18 protein-coding genes are annotated in these 19,192 nt (G+C 42.0%); 15 read left to right on the top strand and 3 right to left on the bottom strand.

Going from position 1 to position 19,192, the window contains the following annotated elements; all coding sequences use genetic code 11:
* Positions 1 to 30 precede the first annotated feature (30 nt).
* The 5 genes from radC to SJ2017_RS01845 all read left to right on the top strand — a co-directional run bounded on the left by radC (position 31) and on the right by SJ2017_RS01845 (position 3,740).
* Positions 31 to 708 (top strand): RadC family protein, encoded by a 678-nt coding sequence (gene radC / locus SJ2017_RS01825; protein ID WP_080914702.1) that lies wholly within the window; start codon positions 31 to 33, stop codon positions 706 to 708.
* A 122-nt stretch (positions 709 to 830) separates the two neighbouring features.
* Positions 831 to 1,067: a 50S ribosomal protein L28 gene (gene rpmB / locus SJ2017_RS01830; RefSeq protein WP_055025225.1), complete on the top strand. Its 237-nt coding sequence runs from the start codon at positions 831 to 833 to the stop codon at positions 1,065 to 1,067.
* Between the two features lie 6 nt (positions 1,068 to 1,073).
* Positions 1,074 to 1,247: a 50S ribosomal protein L33 gene (gene rpmG, locus SJ2017_RS01835; RefSeq protein ID WP_055025224.1), complete on the top strand. Its 174-nt coding sequence runs from the start codon at positions 1,074 to 1,076 to the stop codon at positions 1,245 to 1,247.
* A gap of 456 nt (positions 1,248 to 1,703) precedes the next feature.
* Positions 1,704 to 3,029 (top strand): amino-acid N-acetyltransferase, encoded by a 1,326-nt coding sequence (argA, locus tag SJ2017_RS01840; RefSeq protein WP_055025223.1) that lies wholly within the window; start codon positions 1,704 to 1,706, stop codon positions 3,027 to 3,029.
* A gap of 189 nt (positions 3,030 to 3,218) precedes the next feature.
* On the top strand, positions 3,219 to 3,740 hold the full coding sequence (locus SJ2017_RS01845) for a PH domain-containing protein (RefSeq protein WP_080914703.1): 522 nt from the start codon (positions 3,219 to 3,221) through the stop codon (positions 3,738 to 3,740).
* Between the two features lie 12 nt (positions 3,741 to 3,752).
* Here the strand turns inward: SJ2017_RS01845 and rarD are convergent, their stop codons facing one another.
* Both rarD and SJ2017_RS01855 read right to left on the bottom strand, forming a co-directional pair.
* On the bottom strand, positions 3,753 to 4,649 hold the full coding sequence (rarD, locus tag SJ2017_RS01850; RefSeq protein ID WP_080914704.1) for an EamA family transporter RarD: 897 nt from the start codon (positions 4,647 to 4,649) through the stop codon (positions 3,753 to 3,755).
* Positions 4,650 to 4,820: 171 nt separating this feature from the next.
* On the bottom strand, positions 4,821 to 5,285 hold the full coding sequence (locus SJ2017_RS01855; RefSeq protein ID WP_055025220.1) for a thioesterase family protein: 465 nt from the start codon (positions 5,283 to 5,285) through the stop codon (positions 4,821 to 4,823).
* A gap of 190 nt (positions 5,286 to 5,475) precedes the next feature.
* On the opposite strand from SJ2017_RS01855, the gene recQ reads away from it, so the two are divergent.
* From recQ to glpK, 7 genes are all read left to right on the top strand, one after another.
* Positions 5,476 to 7,344 (top strand): DNA helicase RecQ, encoded by a 1,869-nt coding sequence (gene recQ / locus SJ2017_RS01860; protein ID WP_080917350.1) that lies wholly within the window; start codon positions 5,476 to 5,478, stop codon positions 7,342 to 7,344.
* A gap of 899 nt (positions 7,345 to 8,243) precedes the next feature.
* Positions 8,244 to 9,812, top strand: coding sequence for a 2-isopropylmalate synthase (leuA, locus tag SJ2017_RS01865; RefSeq protein WP_055025219.1), 1,569 nt, complete (start codon positions 8,244 to 8,246; stop codon positions 9,810 to 9,812).
* A complete protein-coding gene (leuB, locus tag SJ2017_RS01870; RefSeq protein WP_055025218.1) occupies positions 9,809 to 10,903 on the top strand; it encodes a 3-isopropylmalate dehydrogenase in 1,095 nt (364 codons plus the stop codon). Before leuA ends, leuB begins: the two co-directional genes overlap by 4 nt.
* Positions 10,903 to 12,321 carry a 3-isopropylmalate dehydratase large subunit gene (leuC, locus tag SJ2017_RS01875; protein ID WP_080914705.1) on the top strand — a complete coding sequence of 473 codons (1,419 nt, stop codon included), beginning with the start codon at positions 10,903 to 10,905 and terminating at the stop codon, positions 12,319 to 12,321. The genes leuB and leuC overlap by 1 nt, the downstream gene beginning before the upstream one ends.
* 27 nt (positions 12,322 to 12,348) lie before the next feature.
* Positions 12,349 to 12,954, top strand: a complete 606-nt coding sequence (gene leuD / locus SJ2017_RS01880; protein WP_080914706.1) for a 3-isopropylmalate dehydratase small subunit — start codon at positions 12,349 to 12,351, stop codon at positions 12,952 to 12,954.
* A gap of 570 nt (positions 12,955 to 13,524) precedes the next feature.
* The gene (locus tag SJ2017_RS01885; RefSeq protein ID WP_080914707.1) at positions 13,525 to 14,883 is read left to right on the top strand and encodes an outer membrane protein transport protein; all 1,359 of its coding nucleotides are present in this window, start codon (positions 13,525 to 13,527) and stop codon (positions 14,881 to 14,883) included.
* A 219-nt stretch (positions 14,884 to 15,102) separates the two neighbouring features.
* Positions 15,103 to 16,581 (top strand): glycerol kinase GlpK, encoded by a 1,479-nt coding sequence (glpK, locus tag SJ2017_RS01890; protein ID WP_080914708.1) that lies wholly within the window; start codon positions 15,103 to 15,105, stop codon positions 16,579 to 16,581.
* A 9-nt stretch (positions 16,582 to 16,590) separates the two neighbouring features.
* Here the strand turns inward: glpK and SJ2017_RS01895 are convergent, their stop codons facing one another.
* Entirely contained in the window at positions 16,591 to 16,833 is a 243-nt protein-coding gene (locus SJ2017_RS01895) for a hypothetical protein (protein ID WP_080914709.1), read from the bottom strand.
* Between the two features lie 583 nt (positions 16,834 to 17,416).
* On the opposite strand from SJ2017_RS01895, the gene mraZ reads away from it, so the two are divergent.
* The 3 genes from mraZ to ftsL are packed head-to-tail and all read left to right on the top strand — an operon-like array spanning position 17,417 to position 19,189.
* Positions 17,417 to 17,875, top strand: coding sequence for a division/cell wall cluster transcriptional repressor MraZ (gene mraZ / locus SJ2017_RS01900; protein WP_055025297.1), 459 nt, complete (start codon positions 17,417 to 17,419; stop codon positions 17,873 to 17,875).
* Positions 17,876 to 17,898: 23 nt separating this feature from the next.
* Positions 17,899 to 18,840: a 16S rRNA (cytosine(1402)-N(4))-methyltransferase RsmH gene (gene rsmH, locus SJ2017_RS01905; RefSeq protein ID WP_055025212.1), complete on the top strand. Its 942-nt coding sequence runs from the start codon at positions 17,899 to 17,901 to the stop codon at positions 18,838 to 18,840.
* 34 nt (positions 18,841 to 18,874) lie between these two features.
* Entirely contained in the window at positions 18,875 to 19,189 is a 315-nt protein-coding gene (gene ftsL / locus SJ2017_RS01910) for a cell division protein FtsL (RefSeq protein ID WP_055025211.1), read from the top strand.
* Positions 19,190 to 19,192 lie beyond the last annotated feature (3 nt).

Here is a 19,192-nt window from a genome sequence, read left to right on the forward strand (position 1 = left end):
TTGATTTAAGCAATAAACAAGGGAGTGTTTATGGCAATAAAAGATTGGCCAGAAGGAGAAGGTCCACGAGATAAGTTACTTCATCATGGGGCTGGGCACTTATCAGATGCAGAATTATTGGCTGTATTATTGCGAAATGGGTTAGCAGGCCATAATGCGGTGGATTTGGCTCGAGAAATGATCACAGAATTTGGCGGATTACGGGCTTTATTTTCAGCATCACAGTCTCAAGTGTGTCAATTAGCGGGTGTTGGGCCGGTAAAATTTGCTCAAATGCAGGCTGCATCGGAGATTTCGAAGCGAATTTTTCAAGAAAATATGCATCGAGGACAAATTTTAATAAATCCTGATTTAACTCGGGACTATTTAATGAGACAATTAGCAGACCGATCCTATGAAGTGTTCGCATTATTATTGTTGGATAGCCAACATAGAGTGATTCAGTTTGTAGAATTATTCCGCGGAACGATTAATTCGGCATCAGTATATCCACGTGAAGTGGTGGCGTTGGTGCTGGAGAAAAAGGCTGCGGCAGTCATAGTGTGTCATAATCACCCGTCTGGCATTGCAGAGCCAAGTCAGGCAGATCGGCAAATTACTGACAGATTAAAAAAAGCCCTCTCTACTATCGATGTTTCTCTATTAGATCATATGGTTGTAGGTGATCAGCAGATAATATCCTTTGCTGAACGTGGGTGGATATTTTAAACAACACTTGATCTTAGTTTTGTTATCGTGTATAAAATGCGCCCTCTTTGTGCCTCGGGCGACGGCCACACGAGGCACATAAATGCTCGAGCGTTTTAAAATTGTTTTTGGAGAAGATTGACATGTCAAGAGTATGCCAAGTAACTGGCAAGAAGCCGATGGTTGGTAACAACCGTTCGCACGCTAAAAATTCGACTCGTCGTCGTTTTTTACCTAACCTACAAAACCACCGTTTTTGGTTAGAAGAAGAAAAACGCTTCGTGCAACTACGTGTATCTACTAAAGGTATCCGTATCATCGATAAAAAAGGTATTGAAGTTGTAGTTAAAGAACTTCGTGCCCGCGGCGAGAAGGTATAATAGAAAATGGCTAAATCTAAAGGTAATCGTGAGAAGATCAAATTAGTATCTAGTGCTAAAACTGGTCACTTCTACACTACTGAAAAAAATAAGCGTAACATGCCTGAAAAAATGGAAATCAAAAAATTTGATCCAGTTATTCGTCAGCACGTTATCTACAAAGAAGCTAAAATCAAGTAATTGATTTTTCCTCCTTTTAAAAGCCCCTTTTTAGGGGCTTTTTTTTGGCCTTTTTTCAGCCCCACCTATGTCATCCCAACTCTCTTATCCATTTTTAAGTAGCAATATATCTTTACAGTGCTTTGTGCTGATTATTTAGTGTGAGTATTAAACTTGTCATCTTGGCTGATTAGGCTGCGTATGACTGAGTGCTTACCTGTATATTGGCCAACTATTTAACAAACCATGGCAAAAGGGTCGCTTTAATTAAGTGATTGGCTAGCTGATATTTTATCGAATACTAACGTGACACCGCTTTTGAGACTTTTTTTGAATAGTTAAATACTAAAAAGCGCTAAATATCCCAATAAAAGTCTTTTAAAGTGAATTTAAATGCAATAATATTGATTAATTATATTGGTGTCGTATTTTGAAATAGACACTGAATACCGTTAAGTTTATTTGTTAGGGGTTAATGTGCCTTTAAGAACCACAGAACTTGTTGATGGATTCCGTCACTCAGCGCCATATGTCAATGTGCATCGCGGCAAAACCTTCGTTGTGATGCTTGGTGGCGAAGCACTGCTACATAATCAATTTAGAGGCATTCTCAATGATGTCGCCTTGTTGCACTCTTTAGGGATTAAAGTCGTGCTAGTTTATGGTGCCCGCCCTCAAATTGACGCGGCATTGCATGATGCGAACATCGAGCCTACGTATCACAATGGTGTGCGTATAACCGACGAAGACTCGCTTAAAGTCATTAAGCAAGTTGCCGGTGCTGTGCAATTTGATATAACCGCGCGCTTATCGATGAGCTTGGGTAATACACCGATGCAAAATGCGCAAATCAACTTAGTGAGCGGCAATTTTGTTATTGCACAGCCATTAGGTATTGATGATGGCGTCGATTTTTGCCTGACTGGCAAAGTGCGCCGTATTGATACCCAAGGGTTAGAGCGTCAATTAAATAATAACTGTATTGTGTTAATGGGTCCTATGGCGGTCTCAGTGACTGGTGAGTGTTTTAATTTAACGGCTGAAGAGGTTGCCACCCAAGTGGCGATAAAGTTAAAGGCAGATAAGATCATTGGCTTTAGTAATACTCACGGCATTTTAGATGACTCAGGCGAGGTGATTGCCGAGTTAATGCCTAATGGCGCACAAGCTATTTGGGATGACATGAATCAAGCTGGCGAAGCCTGTGTTGGTACTATGGCCTTCTTAAAAGCCAGTATTGATGCGTGTCGTAATGGCGTGCCACGTTGTCATTTAGTGAGTTACCTTGAAGATGGCACCTTGTTGCAAGAGTTATTCTCTCGTGAAGGTATTGGTACCCAGATTGTGACCGAAAGTGCCGAACGATTACGTCGGGCAAACATTGGCGATATCGGTGGTATCTTAGATTTAATTAGACCACTAGAAGAGCAAGGGATACTGGTTAGACGCTCTCGTGAGCAACTGGAAATGGAAATCGAACAGTTTATGCTGATTGAGCGTGACAGTTTGGTGATTGGTTGTGCAGCACTGTATCCATTTGAAGAAGATAATGCCGGTGAGTTTGCTTGTTTAGTCGTGCATCCCGATTACCGTGATGCCGACAGAGGTAGCGTGCTATTGAATAACATTATTGGTCAAGCCAGAGTCAGAGGCTATTCACGGCTATTTGCCTTAACGACTCGCAGTATTCATTGGTTTTTAGAGCATGGCTTTAATATTGTTGAGGTTGATGCGCTGCCGAATGTCAAAAAGCAGCTATATAATTTTCAACGTAAATCAAAAATATTGGCCCTAGATTTATAAGGTTTATTTATAACACTAGATTGAACATTAATGTTGAATACGTGATTGTTTGATACTTACTGAAATGCCACAACATGTTAAGCCATGGGGTGGCATTTTTGTTATGCTCGCAAAATATTGCATTATTCCAATCACATGCTCTATTAAGTCGGGCGCTTAATAAAAGCGAATTTTAGGTATAGAAAATCAATGAATATAGAACTGGCAGGGCTAACAGCGAATGGTTTAGCTAATTTCATCGGCGTTATGATGGGCTTATTGCTGCTCACGTTACTTTTAAAACTGAAAAAGATGCCAAGCATGGCCGTTTACGCAAGCTTAGGGATAATTATTGCGGTGTTTGGTTTGTTTTCTATTACCTTGTATCAAACGCAACACGCGGAGTTATCGGCCGAGGAAAATCTTCAGGTGACACTGACTATTCCACTCTACGGACAAGTATTTCAGCAAGATGAATTAGTTTGGCAGCAAGCCAGAGTGATTAATCTTATTGAGGCGCCGCAATATATGCCTACAAGACGAACTAATGGTCTTGGCTTGTCAGGTTACTCATTAGGATGGTTTACGCTGCAAAACGGCGATAAGGCGTTAGTATCAGTGACTACAAACGAGAATGTCTTGTTGTTACCCACTGAAAAGGGGTATTCGTTGTTGTTATCGTTAGAAAACCCGCAAGCAGCAATGGCAAAAATGACTGCTTGGCAGGATTAAGTCAATTGGCTGTTAGCTTTGCTTTAAACGACGGCGTCGTTGTAGTGCCATATCGGTAGTAAAGACCACTAAAGCACTCCAAATAAACCCAAAGGTGATGCCCTTTTCAATATCGAATGGTTCCTTGTATAAAAATATTGCCAAAATAAACATGATACTGGGACCGATATACTGAAAGAATCCCAGCATCGATAGCGGAATGCGCATGGCTGCACCAGCAAAGCACAATAATGGCACTGTAGTGACAATACCTGCTGCAATCAGTGTGAGGTTCATTGTCATATCATTAGTCAGCATATTCGCGCTGGCTGTGTCTAATGTGAGCGCTAAATAGCCGAGTGCGATAGGGAGCAAAATAGCGGTTTCAACTAATAAGCCTGTTTTAGCGTCGATATTGACCTTTTTACGCAGTAAACCATAAAAGCCAAAAGAAGCTGCTAATGCCAGAGATACTAAAGGTATTGAGCCGAATGAAATGAGCTGAATCAAAACGCCAATACTGGCTAGCGCCACTGCAGCCCACTGCAATTTGCGTAATCGCTCAGATAAAAAGACCATTCCCAATAGCACATTAAATAATGGATTAATGAAGTAGCCTAAGCTGGCATCAAGCATTTGATCGTTATTAATGGCCCAAATAAATATCAACCAATTAGCAGCAATGAGCACCGAGGTGAGTGCTAACACCAATAGCTGTTTGGGCTTTTTCAGCAAGGTCGTTAAGCGAGAGAAACCGCCCAAAAACTGCATTAAAATGATAATAAAAATAAATGACCACACGACACGGTGCGCTAAGGTTTCCAGCGCAGAAACGTCACTCAGTAACTTGAAATAAAGCGGTGCAATTCCCCATAGACAGTAGGCACAAATGGCAAGGGCTATGCCTTTACGATGTTCAAGATCTTGCATGGGAATCCAGTATGAAGCGATAAAGAAGGCGATTGTAGGTGGCTTACGGTAATCTCTCAAGTAATTCGCGAAATCATTTTACGTATATTGAATATACAAAAACTTTACAGTTGCCAAATAGACATTGATGTTCAATTGAATTATTCGCATCCGGCCACTCAACCCATCATATCAGCCAACCATATAAGTTCCCGTGCCAAATGCGATATGAGTACCTTGTTCATTATGCAGCTCCATTCGGCACACTGAAACACGATTACCTGAACGGATCACACATCCTGTAGCGGTAAATATTTCCCCTCGGCCAGGGCGAAGGTAATCGACTCGCATATCAATTGTACCGAGCGTAGTGAGCCGTTGCTCTAACGCTTCAATGGTCCAATCTTCTCGGCTTGAAACTAAGCCTGCAAAACAGGTTAACCCACCGACCACATCGAGCAGTGTGGCTGTCACTCCACCATGTAATATGTGTTGATGAATATTGCCAATGAGTTCGGGTTTCATTTTAATCACCACTTCAACACCGTCGATATCGTAACGCTTGATTTCTAATCCGAGTAGATTATGAAAAGGGACATGCTTATCAAAAATATCAGCCACTTGTTGTAATACTTTACGTTGAACGTCCGTGGTCATAGTTGGCCTTTAGTTAGCAAGTCATGCTGAAATACATGAACGTGATGAGATAGAGTATTTAATCTAACTTAATTAGCTTTATAAAATCAATGGTGCATATTTGAGCAGTTGAGGTCAGCTATTGCGCATTGATTCGAGACATATGCACAGCAGTGCTTTAAAATGGCGCTTCTTATCTTCAGCTCAAAAGATGGACAATCATATCTCAGGTTCAGTAGAAGCACAGCCGCAGCAGATTTCAGTTCCCACTCCAGCATTGGAGCAGGACGCACTCGGCTATCATTTACAACAGATATTTGGTTATCGTGACTTCAGAGAAGGTCAGCGTGAGATTATTGAGCAAACGTTAAACGGCCAAGACACATTAGTTATCATGCCCACAGGTGGCGGTAAAAGTATGTGTTATCAGCTGCCAGCTTTATTACTGCCAGGGTTGACAGTAGTGGTGTCACCTTTGATTTCTTTGATGAAAGATCAAGTGGACAGCTTAACTCAATCTGGGGTTGCGGCAGCTTATTTGAACTCATCCTTACCTCGTGAAGAAACGGTGGCAATACTACGTCGTTTGCATCAAGGTGAAATTAAGCTGCTATATGTATCGCCAGAGCGCTTACTTCGTCCTGACTTTATTGAGCGTTTACATGAATTACAGGTATCTCTGTTTGCCATTGACGAAGCGCATTGCATCAGTCAATGGGGCCATGATTTTAGACCTGAATATGCCGCCCTTGGTCAGCTAAAACAGATATTTCCATACATTCCACTGATGGCATTAACAGCTACAGCTGATCAAGCAACTCGTGAGAGTATTTGCCAGCGGCTTCATATCACGCCATTTTGCTTATTATCTAGCTTTGACAGACCTAATATCCGTTACACTGTGGTCGAAAAGCTCAATGCTGCTAACCAGCTAAAGCAGTTTTTACAACTGCAAAAAGGCAGTAATGGCATTATCTACTGCAGTAGTCGACGCCGTGTTGATGAAGTTGCTGATCGCCTCAAGCTGCAGGGCTTCAGCGCTGCTGCGTACCATGCGGGTATGACACAAGAAGAACGTGTTGATATTCAAGATAAATTTTTAAAAGATAAAATCGATATTGTAGTGGCAACTGTTGCCTTTGGCATGGGGATTAATAAATCCAATGTCCGCTTTGTAGTGCATTACGATATTCCGAAAAGCGTGGAGTCTTACTACCAAGAAACAGGCCGAGCAGGACGAGATGGCTTAGATGCTGAAGCTTACATGTTATTTGACCCTGCTGATATTGGGCGCGTGAAGCATTTAATTGAGCAATCTGAGCCAGGTCCGCAACAAGATGTGGAGTTCCATAAAATGAATACCATGGCGGCGTTTGCTGAAGCGCAAACATGCCGCCGTCAGGTATTACTGCATTACTTTGATGAAAGTGCTGATAAGCCTTGTGGTAACTGCGATGTCTGTATTGACCCGCCTAAAAAGTATGATGGCAGTGAAGATGCTAAAAAAGTTTTGTCTTGTATCTTTAGACTAAACCAGCATTTTGGGGTGAATCAGGTCATTGACGTGTTACGTGGCTCAAAAGCGGCCAATGTGATGGATCGTGGCCATAATAAGTTATCCACTTGGGGAATTGGCAAGGAGCAAAGCCATGAGTATTGGTTGTCGGTTACACGTCAACTCATTCACCTTGGACTGGCTTCACAAGATATTACCCGTGGTTCATCTGTTAAGCTAAACGAATCAGCAAGAGCCGTGTTAAAAGGCGAGGTGACATTGCAACTTGCAGAGCCTCGTATTCAATTAGTGACCACTAAACGTCGCAGTAGCGCCTCTCGTGCGCCGCAGCAATACGACAGAAAGCTTTTTGCACGCCTGAAATTACTACGAAGAGAGCTGGCCGAAGAGCATGACGTTCCGCCATATTTAGTATTCAATGACGCAACATTAGCAGAAATGGCGGCAATGGTACCCACGAGCGCCGGAGAAATGTTAGCGGTGAATGGTGTTGGTGAGCGTAAGTTAAGCCGATTTGGTAATGCCTTTTTGGATGAAATTAGCCAATACTTAATCGAAAGCTAGTTAATCTTTGGTACAAGGCTTATTGCGTTATCATCAAGGATGTTAGCGAGCCGTTTTAATGCTAGGTAATGAAAGCGTGATGGTTCTTCACCTCCTCAGTTCTTCACTTCTTCAATTCTCGTTTGTCGTCAATTTTAGCTCTCTTATATTTCACTAGCTTGATTTCATCATTCTCGTTATGGCCTTCCTTTGTGTGCAACCGCTTTGATTAGGTTATCGCGCAAACATGATTAACAGGTGTTTTTAATCACGAACGATCTATTTCATTCAGTTACTATGCTAGTCCCATATTCAATGTTTGCTGGCTGCGTATTGATTCGCATGGCTGATATAACAAAAATGGCTTAATCACTTCAAAAAATTTATGCACTTTTTTATTGGTGATGATATTTAGTCGTTTGATGCAAATTATTTTTGAAAATAAATCCTAGAATCAGCGTATATCAAGGTTTACGTTGGGTTTTTCTTTATCGCTACACTGTTTTAGGGAAGATTGACTGTCGAGTCTGATTTAGCTTTAAGGGATAATTGAACAAAAGATGAATAAAATAGGGTTGACACAGCAGGCTTGTCACGTTAAAAAGTCAGTATAGAACATTTTAATTTAAGAATAATTAGTTAACTTTAATGAATATTTATAGTGGTAACATTCTCCTAGGTCTCTTTCTTCTCTTACGCAAAATTTGCGCGGAGTCCTTTGTGTTACTTGCTAAATAAGTTTACTTGCATTCACAAACCCCGCGCTAACAGCCGCGGGGTTTTTTGTTTCTGAACCAATTGATTTTTAGAACAAACAAATAGACGAATGACTTGCTAAACACTTTTAATGGCGTCGCAGTTATTTGTTAGAAAACCGAACAAACTTTTACCTGAACAACAAAGTTCGATGGAGAAAACTGATGTCCAATAGAGTCATAATATTTGATACCACATTGAGAGATGGTGAGCAGGCGTTAGCAGCAAGTTTAACTGTTAAAGAAAAGCTGCAAATTGCTCTGGCGCTGGAGCGCTTGGGTGTTGATGTTATGGAAGTGGGTTTTCCTGTGTCATCGCCAGGTGATTTTGAATCAGTGCAGACCATTGCTAGAACAATTAAAAACAGCCGTGTTTGTGCATTATCTCGTGCTCTTGAAAAAGACATTGATGCGGCAGCTCAAGCGTTATCTGTTGCTGAACAGTTCCGTATTCATACTTTTATTTCTACATCGACTATTCACGTTGAAAGCAAATTAAAACGTTCATTTGATGACGTGCTTGATATGGCTGTTGGGGCTGTTAAATATGCCCGCCGTTTTACTGATGATGTTGAGTTTTCGTGTGAAGATGCGGGTCGAACACCTATTGATAACCTATGCCGTATGGTTGAACAAGCCATTAAAGCGGGTGCTCGCACCATTAATATTCCTGATACCGTGGGCTATACCGTGCCAAGTGAGTTCGGTGGCATCATTCAAACGCTATTTAATCGTGTACCTAATATCGATCAAGCGGTGATATCAGTGCATTGTCATGACGATTTAGGTTTGTCTGTGGCTAACTCTATTACTGCTGTTGAGCATGGCGCTCGTCAAATTGAATGTACCGTAAACGGTATTGGCGAACGAGCGGGTAATTGTTCATTAGAAGAAATCGCCATGATCCTATCGACGCGTAAAGGTTTATTAGGGCTTGAAAGCAATATTAATGCAAAAGAGATCCATCGCACCTCTTCATTGGTGAGCCAGCTATGTAATATGCCTATTCAAGCGAACAAAGCTGTCGTGGGCACCAATGCATTTTCTCATTCATCAGGCATTCACCAAGATGGCATGTTAAAAGCGAAAAACACTTACGAAATCATGACACCAGAAAGCATTGGTTTGAATCGTAATAATTTAAATATGACATCTCGCTCAGGCCGCCATGTCATTAAGCACCGTATGGAAGAAATGGGTTACCAAGCATCCGATTACGATATGGATAGCCTTTACGAGCAATTTTTGAATTTAGCGGATAAGAAAGGTCAAGTATTTGATTATGACCTAGAAGCCTTAGTGTTTATGGAAGCTCAATCTCAAGATGATGATCATTACGCATTACAACATTTGATGGTTCATTCAGATTCTACAGAAGGCGTGGCAACTGCCACGGTGCGTATTACGGTGGATGGTAAAGAGATGACAGAAGCGGCGACCGGTAATGGCCCTGTTGATGCTGCGTACAATGCCATTGCAAGAGCAACAGACCGCACCATCAATATTACCAACTACAAATTAGGTGCGAAAGGTGAAGGTCAAAATGCCTTAGGCCAAGTTGATATTACCGCAGAATATAATCAGCAAACTTTCCACGGTCTAGGGTTAGCAACAGACGTGGTTGAATCCTCAGCACAGGCGCTCGTTCATGTGATGAACTTAATTTATCGTGCAGATAAAGTAGCTGATTTTAAACAACAGATTCATAAAGATAGGGAGTTAGGTGGAGTATGAGTTATCAAGTAGCAGTATTAGCAGGGGATGGTATTGGTCCTGAAGTAATGGCTGAAGCACGCAAAGTGCTAAAAGAAGTTGAAGCCAGATTTGCACTAAATATTGAATATGCTGAGTACGATGTTGGTGGTATTGCCATTGATAACCATGGTTGCCCGTTACCAGAATCAACTTTAAAAGGTTGTGAAGCTGCAGATGCCGTATTGTTTGGTAGTGTTGGTGGCCCTAAATGGGAACATCTAGCCCCTAATGATCAACCTGAACGTGGCGCGTTGTTACCGCTTCGTGGTCATTTTGATTTGTTCTGTAATTTACGTCCTGCCAAGTTGCATACAGGACTTGAACATATGTCACCGCTGCGCAGTGATATCTCATCACGTGGTTTTGATGTGTTATGCGTCCGCGAGTTAACGGGTGGTATTTACTTTGGTAAGCCAAAAGGGCGCCAAGGTGAAGGAGCTGATGAAGAAGCGTTTGATACGATGCGCTATAGCCGCCGCGAGATTGAACGCATAGCTCGCATTGCTTTTGAAGCTGCTCAAGGCAGAAGCAAAAAAGTGACATCAGTTGATAAGGCTAACGTTCTGGCTTGTTCAGTATTATGGCGAGAAGTTGTTGAAGGTGTCGCTAAAGATTTCCCAGATGTAGAGCTTGAGCATATCTATATTGATAACGCGACAATGCAATTGTTACGTCGTCCGAATGAATTTGACGTCATGTTATGTTCAAACTTATTTGGCGATATTATTTCTGACGAAATTGCCATGTTGACGGGCTCGATGGGGCTATTGTCATCTGCGAGTTTAAATAGCAGTGGTTTTGGTATGTATGAACCTGCTGGTGGCAGTGCACCAGATATCGCCGGCCAAGGTATTGCCAATCCAGTGGCACAAATTTTATCAGCTGCCTTATTGCTGCGTCATAGTTTAAAGCTTGAAGAAGCCGCGAGTGCGATAGAGCGTGCGGTAAGTAAAGCCTTGTCTGAAGGTTATTTAACGGGCGAGTTATTAAGTGCTGATGAACGCCAAAATGCTAAAACAACGTCAGAAATGGGCGATTTTATCGCTAATGCTGTTAAGGAAGGTGTGTAATGGCAACTCAAGCAAGTGGTGCTCAGACTCTGTATGAAAAAGTGTGGGATGCCCATGTACTGGCATCGCCAGAAGCTGAGGCGCCGATTATCTATGTGGATCGCCATTTGGTTCACGAGGTGACATCACCGCAGGCCTTCAGTGGTTTAAAAACCGCAGGGCGTAAACTCCGCGCACCTGAAAAAACCTTTGCAACCATGGATCATAATATCTCGACATTGAGCGCGAGCTTAGATGCGATGAGTCCAATGGCACGTATTCAAGTGGAGACATTAGCGCAAAACTGTAAAGAATTTGGCGTTAAGCTTTATGATATTCACCATCCTAACCAAGGTATTGTTCATGTAATGGGGCCAGAATTAGGCATTACACTTCCTGGTACTGTCATTGTTTGTGGCGACTCGCATACGGCGACACATGGGGCATTTGGTGCGTTGGCATTTGGTATTGGTACCTCAGAAGTTGAGCATGTGTTAGCAACCCAAACTATGCGTCAGCTGAAAGCGAAAACCATGAAAGTGGAAGTACGTGGTCATGTCGCTGAAGGCATTACAGCAAAAGATATTGTGTTAGCCATCATTGGTCGTTTAGGCATGGATGGCGGTACTGGTTATGTCGTTGAGTTCTGTGGTGACGCTATCGAAGCGCTATCAATGGAAGGTCGCATGACATTATGTAACATGGCCATTGAAATGGGCGCTAAAGCAGGCATGGTTGCGCCTGATCAAACCACATTCGACTATCTTGAAGGGCGCGAGTTTTCTCCTAAAGGCGATGACTGGCAGCAAGCCGTTGCGGATTGGACTGCGTTAAAAACCGATACAGATGCAAGCTTTGATGCAGAAGTGATTTTAGACGCTGCCGATATTGCACCACAATTAACTTGGGGAACAAATCCAGGTCAAGTGGTTCCGATTGATGCAGAAGTGCCAAATCCAGCGAGCGAGCCAAATGCGACAGTGCGTAGTAGCATGGAAAAAGCCCTTGAATATATTGGCCTAACTTCTGGTACCAAAATGGTTGATATTCCGATTAATAAAGTCTTTATTGGTTCGTGTACTAACTCTCGTATCGAAGACTTACGTGCAGCTGCGCACCATGCTAAAAACCGTAAAGTCGCTGATGGCGTCACTGCGATTGTGGTTCCAGGTTCTGGACAAGTTAAATTACAGGCAGAAGCAGAAGGGTTAGATAAAGTCTTCCTTGATGCTGGTTTTGAGTGGCGCTTACCGGGTTGCTCTATGTGTTTAGCAATGAATGATGATCGATTAGAAGCTGGCGATCGCTGCGCATCGACCAGTAATCGTAATTTTGAAGGTCGCCAAGGCCGTGGCAGTCGAACACATTTGGTGAGCCCTGCAATGGCAGCTGCAGCTGCTATCGCTGGTCATTTTGTTGATATCCGTAAGCCTTATTAATCCATTACCACTAGAAGAGAGAAACAGATGCAAGCTTTTACTCAACATACTGGTCTAGCGGTTGCGATTGATAGTACGAATATCGACACTGACCAAATAATTCCTAAGCAATTCTTATCAAAAGTGACAAGGGATGGCTTTGGGGTACATTTATTCCATGATTGGCGTTATTTAGATGAAGCGGGTGAGCAAGATAATCCAGATTTTTCATTAAATTTACCTCGTTATAAAGGTGCGTCGATTTTATTAGCTCAAGAAAATTTTGGCTGTGGTTCAAGTCGTGAACACGCACCATGGGCGTTAGCCGATTTTGGTTTGCGTGTGGTCATAGCCCCCACTTTTGCTGACATTTTTTATGGCAACTCGATCAATAATGGTTTATTGCCAGTTAAGTTAACTCACGAGCAAGTCAATCAATTGATGGCAGAGGTTGAGGACAGTGAAGGTGCGAATATAACCGTTGATTTAGTGTCGTTAACGGTGACCTCACCAACTGGGAGTGTTTTCGATTTTTCGATTGCTGAATCAGCGAGACATAAGCTATTAAACGGCTTGGATGCAATTGGCTTAACCTTAGAATATGCACAGGCAATTACGGACTACGAGGCGAATATACCTGCTTGGCGTCGTTAATCGCCATGACAATATGTCTGCGATTAGCGACGTAATTTTAAACAGGTTTAATCAAATTGTTGCTATTGGGCTTAAAATTAACATTTAGGCTTACACTTGTACCAAGTTTATATTAGCTAAAGCCCTTACTATGATAAGTAAGGGCTTTTTTATTGATTGATATAAATTATATTGGCTTAATAGTTTGATTTTTAAGGTTTTGTCTTTTTATCTTTCATTGTTTTACACAAAGGTAGTGAAACTCACTGCTTTTTTGGGAACACTTGCGTCCAGTAATATATTCTTGTTATATGATTGATATTTAAGTTTTTATTATTATGTTTGATATTTTTCTATTGGCTCTTAGCGAGTATTTTTTAAAAAACGTCTCTGAGAGGGCGTTTTTGGTGTGAGCTGTGTCACCAAAGATGTTTTCTGTTACTGGTTTTGTAGTTATTTACTCTGTTTTAAGGCTTTGGCTTGTAAATTTATTCTGCATCAGTAAACTTGCCGCGATTTCAAATTGAGCAATTGCTCTAATGATGTAAGAGATTAAGCAAACATTAGATTTGCTACAAACAGAGACTAATAATGAAAAAGACACTATTGACTGTGGCAGTAAGTGCCATGCTTTTCGGGGCAACGACTCAAGTGAATGCAGCTGGTTTTCAGTTAGCGGAATACTCATCAACGGGTTTAGGCCGTGCTTTTGCTGGTGAAGCGGCAATGGCAGATAATGCTTCGGCTCAAGCAAGAAACCCTGCAATGTTAACTTACCTTGAAGGTCGTCAACTTTCAGCAGGTGCGATTTACATCATGCCAAATGTTGATGTTGTAGGTGACGTCAGTATTTCTTCTCCAATATTAGGTCCTGATCCTGTCATTATTGCAGCGGATGCTACTGATTTTGCTGATAGTGCGGTTGTGCCTAACTTTTATTACTCTAATCAGTTGAATGACAACTGGACTTGGGGTTTAGCGGTTAACTCAAATTACGGTTTAGCGACAGAGCTTGATGCAACCCATCCAGCGTCTTTATTCGGTAATGAAACTGGGATTACAACTGTCGAGTTTAACCCGAATATTGCTTATAAAGTTAATGAAGCATTCAGTGTCGGTGCCGGGTTACGTGTGGTGTATGGTGAAGGCCATGTTGGCGCATCTATGCCGGGTTGGATTGATGGCGTGAAACAAGCCGTTCCTGCTCTTGCCCCTCAACTTCCTGATGCAGGTGCGAGCCTTAAGTATATGGAAGGTGATGATATTGCCTTAGGTTGGCAATTAGGCACAAGCTGGCAGATCAATGAAGCGCATCGTTTAGGCTTTGCTTATCACAGTGGCGTTGAACTTGAGTTAGATGGCTTTGCATCTGGCTTATTGTACGATGGCGGTCAAGATGTGCACATTGAAGGCTACTTACCGATTGAGTTACCTGCATTTGCTGAGTTAGCTTCACATCACCAATTAACTGAAAACTGGGCAATGCATGCAAGTGTAAACTGGACTCAGTGGAGTGTTTTTGATGAGTTAGTAGCATACTTCCCTGGCGAAACTAAACCAATTGACTCAACAACGGGTTTACCATTGGAGTCTGATTTAGTTAAAGAAGAGAACTTCAAAGATAACTGGCGTTTTGCTGTCGGTACAACATACCAACTTAACGACAAGTGGTTAGTTCGTGGCGGTATGGCATTAGATCAAGGTGCTGCGCAAGACGAATACCGTTCAACAACAATTCCAGATTCAGATCGTTTATGGTTCAGTGCTGGTGCAGGATATCAAGCAACGAAAAACCTAACGGTTGATTTTGCTTTGACCTACATTAAAGGTGTGGGGGACGCGCCAATTGACGAAACTCAAGACCTACTGGGTTTAGCATCAGTTAATTATAGCGGTGGTGTTGAAGCTGATGTTTGGTTAGCTGGTATTCAATTAAGCTATAAAATGTAATTTGAAACTGTAGATTACATTGAAAAAGCCTCGCACTCGCGGGGCTTTTTTGTAGGCTAAATATAGCTTACAGCACAATTATTCTCATTGTGAGTGTAACGGACTTGAGATCGGTGATTATCCGTCTTAACTTAGTAAAGATAATTTTTACAGTGTTATACCGCGCAAGCGTGCAGAACACTTTTTAAAATAACACTGCTGACAATCTATAGGTAGATAATGACTTCTAAGAAATATGTTATTGCGCTCGATCAAGGTACGACAAGTTCTAGGGCGATTGTATTCGATCACAATGCCAATATGGTTGCAGTGGCGCAAAGAGAGTTTTCTCAGATATATCCTCAAGCTGGGTGGGTAGAACACGATCCGATGGAGATTTGGTCGTCGCAAAGTTCGTCATTAATCGAAGTCTTAGCAAGGGCGAGTATTAGCGCTGATGAAGTGGCATCAATTGGCATCACAAATCAACGTGAAACAACAGTGGTGTGGGATAAACGCACTGGTAAGCCAATATACAATGCCATTGTTTGGCAATGCCGTCGTAGTCAAGCCATATGTCAGCAGTTTAAAGCGGATGGGTTAGAGGAGAATATTAAGTCTGCCACAGGTTTAGTACTCGACCCTTATTTTTCTGCCAGTAAAATTAAGTGGATTTTGGATAATGTTGAAGGTGCGCGTGAAGAAGCCCAAGCGGGCAATTTGTTGTTTGGCACAATAGATACTTGGCTAGTGTGGAAGTTGACTCAAGGTAAAGTGCATGTAACCGAGCCGACTAATGCGTCACGGACGATGTTGTTTAATATCCATCAGCAGCAATGGGACGAAAAACTGTTAAAAGCGTTTGATATTCCAAGGGCAATGCTGCCAGAAGTGAAACCTTCTTGTGCTGTTTATGGCACAACCACGATTGCTGGTGGTGAGATTGCTGTTGCTGGTATGGCGGGAGATCAACAATCTGCGTTATTTGGTCAGCTTTGTTTTGAGCCAGGAATGGCAAAAAATACTTATGGCACAGGTTGTTTCTTATTAATGAATACAGGCCAGAAAGCCGTATCATCAACTCATGGCTTATTAACCACTGTAGCAATTGGTGGAGACTTATCGGTAAATTATGCATTAGAAGGCTCAGTGTTTATGGGCGGTGCTGTGATCCAATGGCTTCGTGATGAAATGGGCTTGATTCAGGATGCACAAGACACGGAATATTTTGCTAATAAAGTGGAAGATACCAATGGAGTGTATTTGGTACCTGCATTTGTTGGTTTAGGAGCACCTTATTGGGAACCTGATGCTCGTGGCGCGATTGTCGGTCTGACTCGTGGCGTTAACCGCAGTCATATTATCCGTGCAGCATTAGAAGCGATAGCCTATCAAAGCCAAGATTTACTTGCAGCGATGAGCCAAGATTCGGGAGTCCCGTTGACTCAAGTTCGCGTCGATGGCGGTGCAGTTGCAAACGATTTCTTAATGCAGTTTCAAGCTGATATTAGTGATGTGGATGTGATTCGACCTCAGGTTGCAGAAACTACGGCGATGGGGGCTGCATTTTTGGCTGGGCTTGCTGTTGGTTTTTGGCAATCAACTGCTGAACTTAATAATATCGCAGCGGCCGATAAAACGTTCTTTGCATCGATGGAAGCCAATGTACGCAATCGTTTATATTCAAGCTGGAAAAAAGCTGTCCAACAAACAGTTTAATGGTGAAGTTTACACTTCTATATCGATATGTCTTGCAGATGATTTAGTATCTGCGGGTTGAGCTTGGTTTGTATTAGGACGTGATATAGCTGCATTTGGGGTTGATGTGTTTGGTGGCAATTGCGATTGCGGCGCTTCATGGCTATCAGCATCTAAGGCATTACTGTTGCTTACCTTTTTGACATCTCGTTTAAAACTACCCACTTGCTTTGGTGGTGTTGCTGTTATGGCATATATGGTGTCTAAGCTCATGATGGCCTCCTCATGGTTGTCGATAAATGATGGATCTAAGTCGATTCATATACTATATCGGCAATCTTTGGTTAGTATTTAGACAATTTAAGTATAACTTTGTTTCATCTTTCTTGGTATTTTCCCTTTTGCGTATATGGAATGGTCATTTTTGACTCACATGTGCTGCTCTGTTTTATATATCATTCAATACAACAAAATGCGCTGGTTAACGGCAATCATTATTGCCAGTCAGTTATCGACATCATGTTTTCGGTGGATTTTTATTTTTATTTTGCCTGTAAGATCGACCCTATTTGTTATTTTTATATGAAAATGGTCACAATTTGGATCAAATTCCCCACATTCTTTACTGAGATGAACGCTGTTATGTCTATGGTTTCGTTCATTTACCCATCTAAAAACCACTTTTATCCACTCGCTTATCATTAATTAAAATTTGCTGCGAACCCGCTTCAGAACTGGATTTAATTAATGTTGTCATCCCTTGACAATACTTGTGTTGTGTCCCTAAACTTAAGGGTTGTGGGGAATTGTGGATATTTGTGGGAAATTTAATAACAAATTATAGGATTTGATGACCGTGTTTCGGGGTGCCAGTGCAATAAATATGGATGCAAAAGGACGGATCGCTATTCCAATGCGATACCGAGAATCCTTGCGCGCCGAGCACGAAGGCATTGTGGTTATCACCGTTGATATTCAATCACACTGTTTACTGATCTATCCGATCCATGAATGGGAATTGATTGAAGCCAAGTTATTACAATTGTCTGACACAGATAAAGTCGAACGTTCTATGAAACGTAGATTACTCGGTCACGCTCACGAATGTGAGTTGGATGGCAATGGACGTGCGCTTGTTCCACCTGCATTAAGACAATATGCCAGCTTGCAAAAGAAAACGATGTTGGTGGGTCTACTCAATAAATTTGAATTATGGGATGAAGCTGCTTGGCAACAACAGATGGATGAAAGCCATGAGTTGATTCAAGCAGAAGATCTCGCAAACCATGAAAGATTAGCTAATTTTTCATTATAAATAACCCAATTAAGAAGAGTCTAATGAGCCAAGAATTTGCCCATTTATCTGTACTACTAAAAGAAACCGTTGATGGTTTAAATATCCATGAAGATGGCATCTATATCGATGGCACTTTTGGGCGTGGTGGTCATTCTAGGCATGTATTAAGTCAACTTGGTGACAATGGACGTCTAATTGCGATCGATCGTGATCCCCAAGCTATTGAAGCGGCAAAGCAATTTGCTGACGATCCTCGCTTTCAGATTGTTCACGGAGGTTTTGGCCAATTGGCTGACTACGTTACTGAGCTCGGGCTTAAAGGCAAAATTGACGGTGTGTTATTGGACTTAGGCGTGTCATCGCCTCAGTTAGATGATGCTGAACGTGGTTTTAGTTTTTTACGCGATGGTCCACTAGATATGCGAATGGATAACAGCCAAGGTCAAACGGCTGCTGAGTGGATCGCTAAAGCAGAAATTGAAGATATGGCTTGGGTTTTTAAAACCTACGGCGAAGAGAAAAATGCGCGTCATATTGCCCGATGTATTGCTGCTGACCGTGAAGAAACTCCTTTTTTACGCACAAAAGATTTAGCCGATCTAATTGCTCGAATTACTAAAAATAAAGAGCGTAATAAGCATCCAGCGACACGTGTTTTCCAAGCTATTCGTATTTATATCAACAGTGAGCTTGAGCAAATTGAGCAAGCGTTAGAAGGCGCAGTTTCAGTATTGGCGCCAGAAGGCCGCTTATCGGTGATCAGTTTCCATTCTTTAGAAGACAGAATGGTAAAACGTTTTATTCGTAAAAATAGCCAAGGTGAAAGCGTGCCACACGGGCTACCGATAACAGAAGCGGAAATAAATAAATCGAGAAAGCTAAAAGCGATTGGCAAAGCAATGAAGCCGTCGGATGTTGAAATTGAGCAGAATCCACGAGCACGAAGCTCGGTGTTACGCGTTGCTCAACGTCTTGATTATTAATTATTGAGCACAGCGACATCATAAAGAGGTTAATTTGGGACAATCATCAATAAAATTATCACGCATTGTGATTGCCGATATCTGGCGACATAAGTGGATTTTATTATTGTCGATGGTGGTGTTAGCCAATGCGGTAGGGGTGGTTTATACCAGCCATGCCACGCGTAAGTTGACCTCGCAGTTAGATCAGCTTTTACAAGAGCGGGATCGTTTAGATATCGAGTGGCGCAATTTGTTACTCGAAGAGCAATCTAAGTCTGAGCATAGCCGTGTTACTCGTATTGCTACTAAAGATTTAAAAATGGTTCGACCCTTACCTAAAGAAGAAGTGGTTATCAGGCTGCAATAACAG

Origin of the sequence: Shewanella japonica (assembly GCF_002075795.1) — a bacterium.
GTDB lineage: Bacteria > Pseudomonadota > Gammaproteobacteria > Enterobacterales > Shewanellaceae > Shewanella > Shewanella japonica.

What these genes read in the sequence shown, in the direction of transcription:
- radC (WP_080914702.1), top strand. Translation starts at nt 31, where the DNA reads ATGGCAATAAAAGATTGGCCAGAAGGAGAAGGTCCACGAGATAAGTTA.
- rpmB (WP_055025225.1), top strand. Translation starts at nt 831, where the DNA reads ATGTCAAGAGTATGCCAAGTAACTGGCAAGAAGCCGATGGTTGGTAAC.
- rpmG (WP_055025224.1), top strand. Translation starts at nt 1,074, where the DNA reads ATGGCTAAATCTAAAGGTAATCGTGAGAAGATCAAATTAGTATCTAGT.
- SJ2017_RS01845 (WP_080914703.1), top strand. Translation starts at nt 3,219, where the DNA reads ATGAATATAGAACTGGCAGGGCTAACAGCGAATGGTTTAGCTAATTTC.
- rarD (WP_080914704.1), bottom strand. Translation starts at nt 4,649, where the DNA reads ATGCAAGATCTTGAACATCGTAAAGGCATAGCCCTTGCCATTTGTGCC.
- SJ2017_RS01855 (WP_055025220.1), bottom strand. Translation starts at nt 5,285, where the DNA reads ATGACCACGGACGTTCAACGTAAAGTATTACAACAAGTGGCTGATATT.
- recQ (WP_080917350.1), top strand. Translation starts at nt 5,476, where the DNA reads ATGGACAATCATATCTCAGGTTCAGTAGAAGCACAGCCGCAGCAGATT.
- leuA (WP_055025219.1), top strand. Translation starts at nt 8,244, where the DNA reads ATGTCCAATAGAGTCATAATATTTGATACCACATTGAGAGATGGTGAG.
- leuB (WP_055025218.1), top strand. Translation starts at nt 9,809, where the DNA reads ATGAGTTATCAAGTAGCAGTATTAGCAGGGGATGGTATTGGTCCTGAA.
- leuC (WP_080914705.1), top strand. Translation starts at nt 10,903, where the DNA reads ATGGCAACTCAAGCAAGTGGTGCTCAGACTCTGTATGAAAAAGTGTGG.
- leuD (WP_080914706.1), top strand. Translation starts at nt 12,349, where the DNA reads ATGCAAGCTTTTACTCAACATACTGGTCTAGCGGTTGCGATTGATAGT.
- SJ2017_RS01885 (WP_080914707.1), top strand. Translation starts at nt 13,525, where the DNA reads ATGAAAAAGACACTATTGACTGTGGCAGTAAGTGCCATGCTTTTCGGG.
- glpK (WP_080914708.1), top strand. Translation starts at nt 15,103, where the DNA reads ATGACTTCTAAGAAATATGTTATTGCGCTCGATCAAGGTACGACAAGT.
- SJ2017_RS01895 (WP_080914709.1), bottom strand. Translation starts at nt 16,833, where the DNA reads ATGAGCTTAGACACCATATATGCCATAACAGCAACACCACCAAAGCAA.
- rsmH (WP_055025212.1), top strand. Translation starts at nt 17,899, where the DNA reads ATGAGCCAAGAATTTGCCCATTTATCTGTACTACTAAAAGAAACCGTT.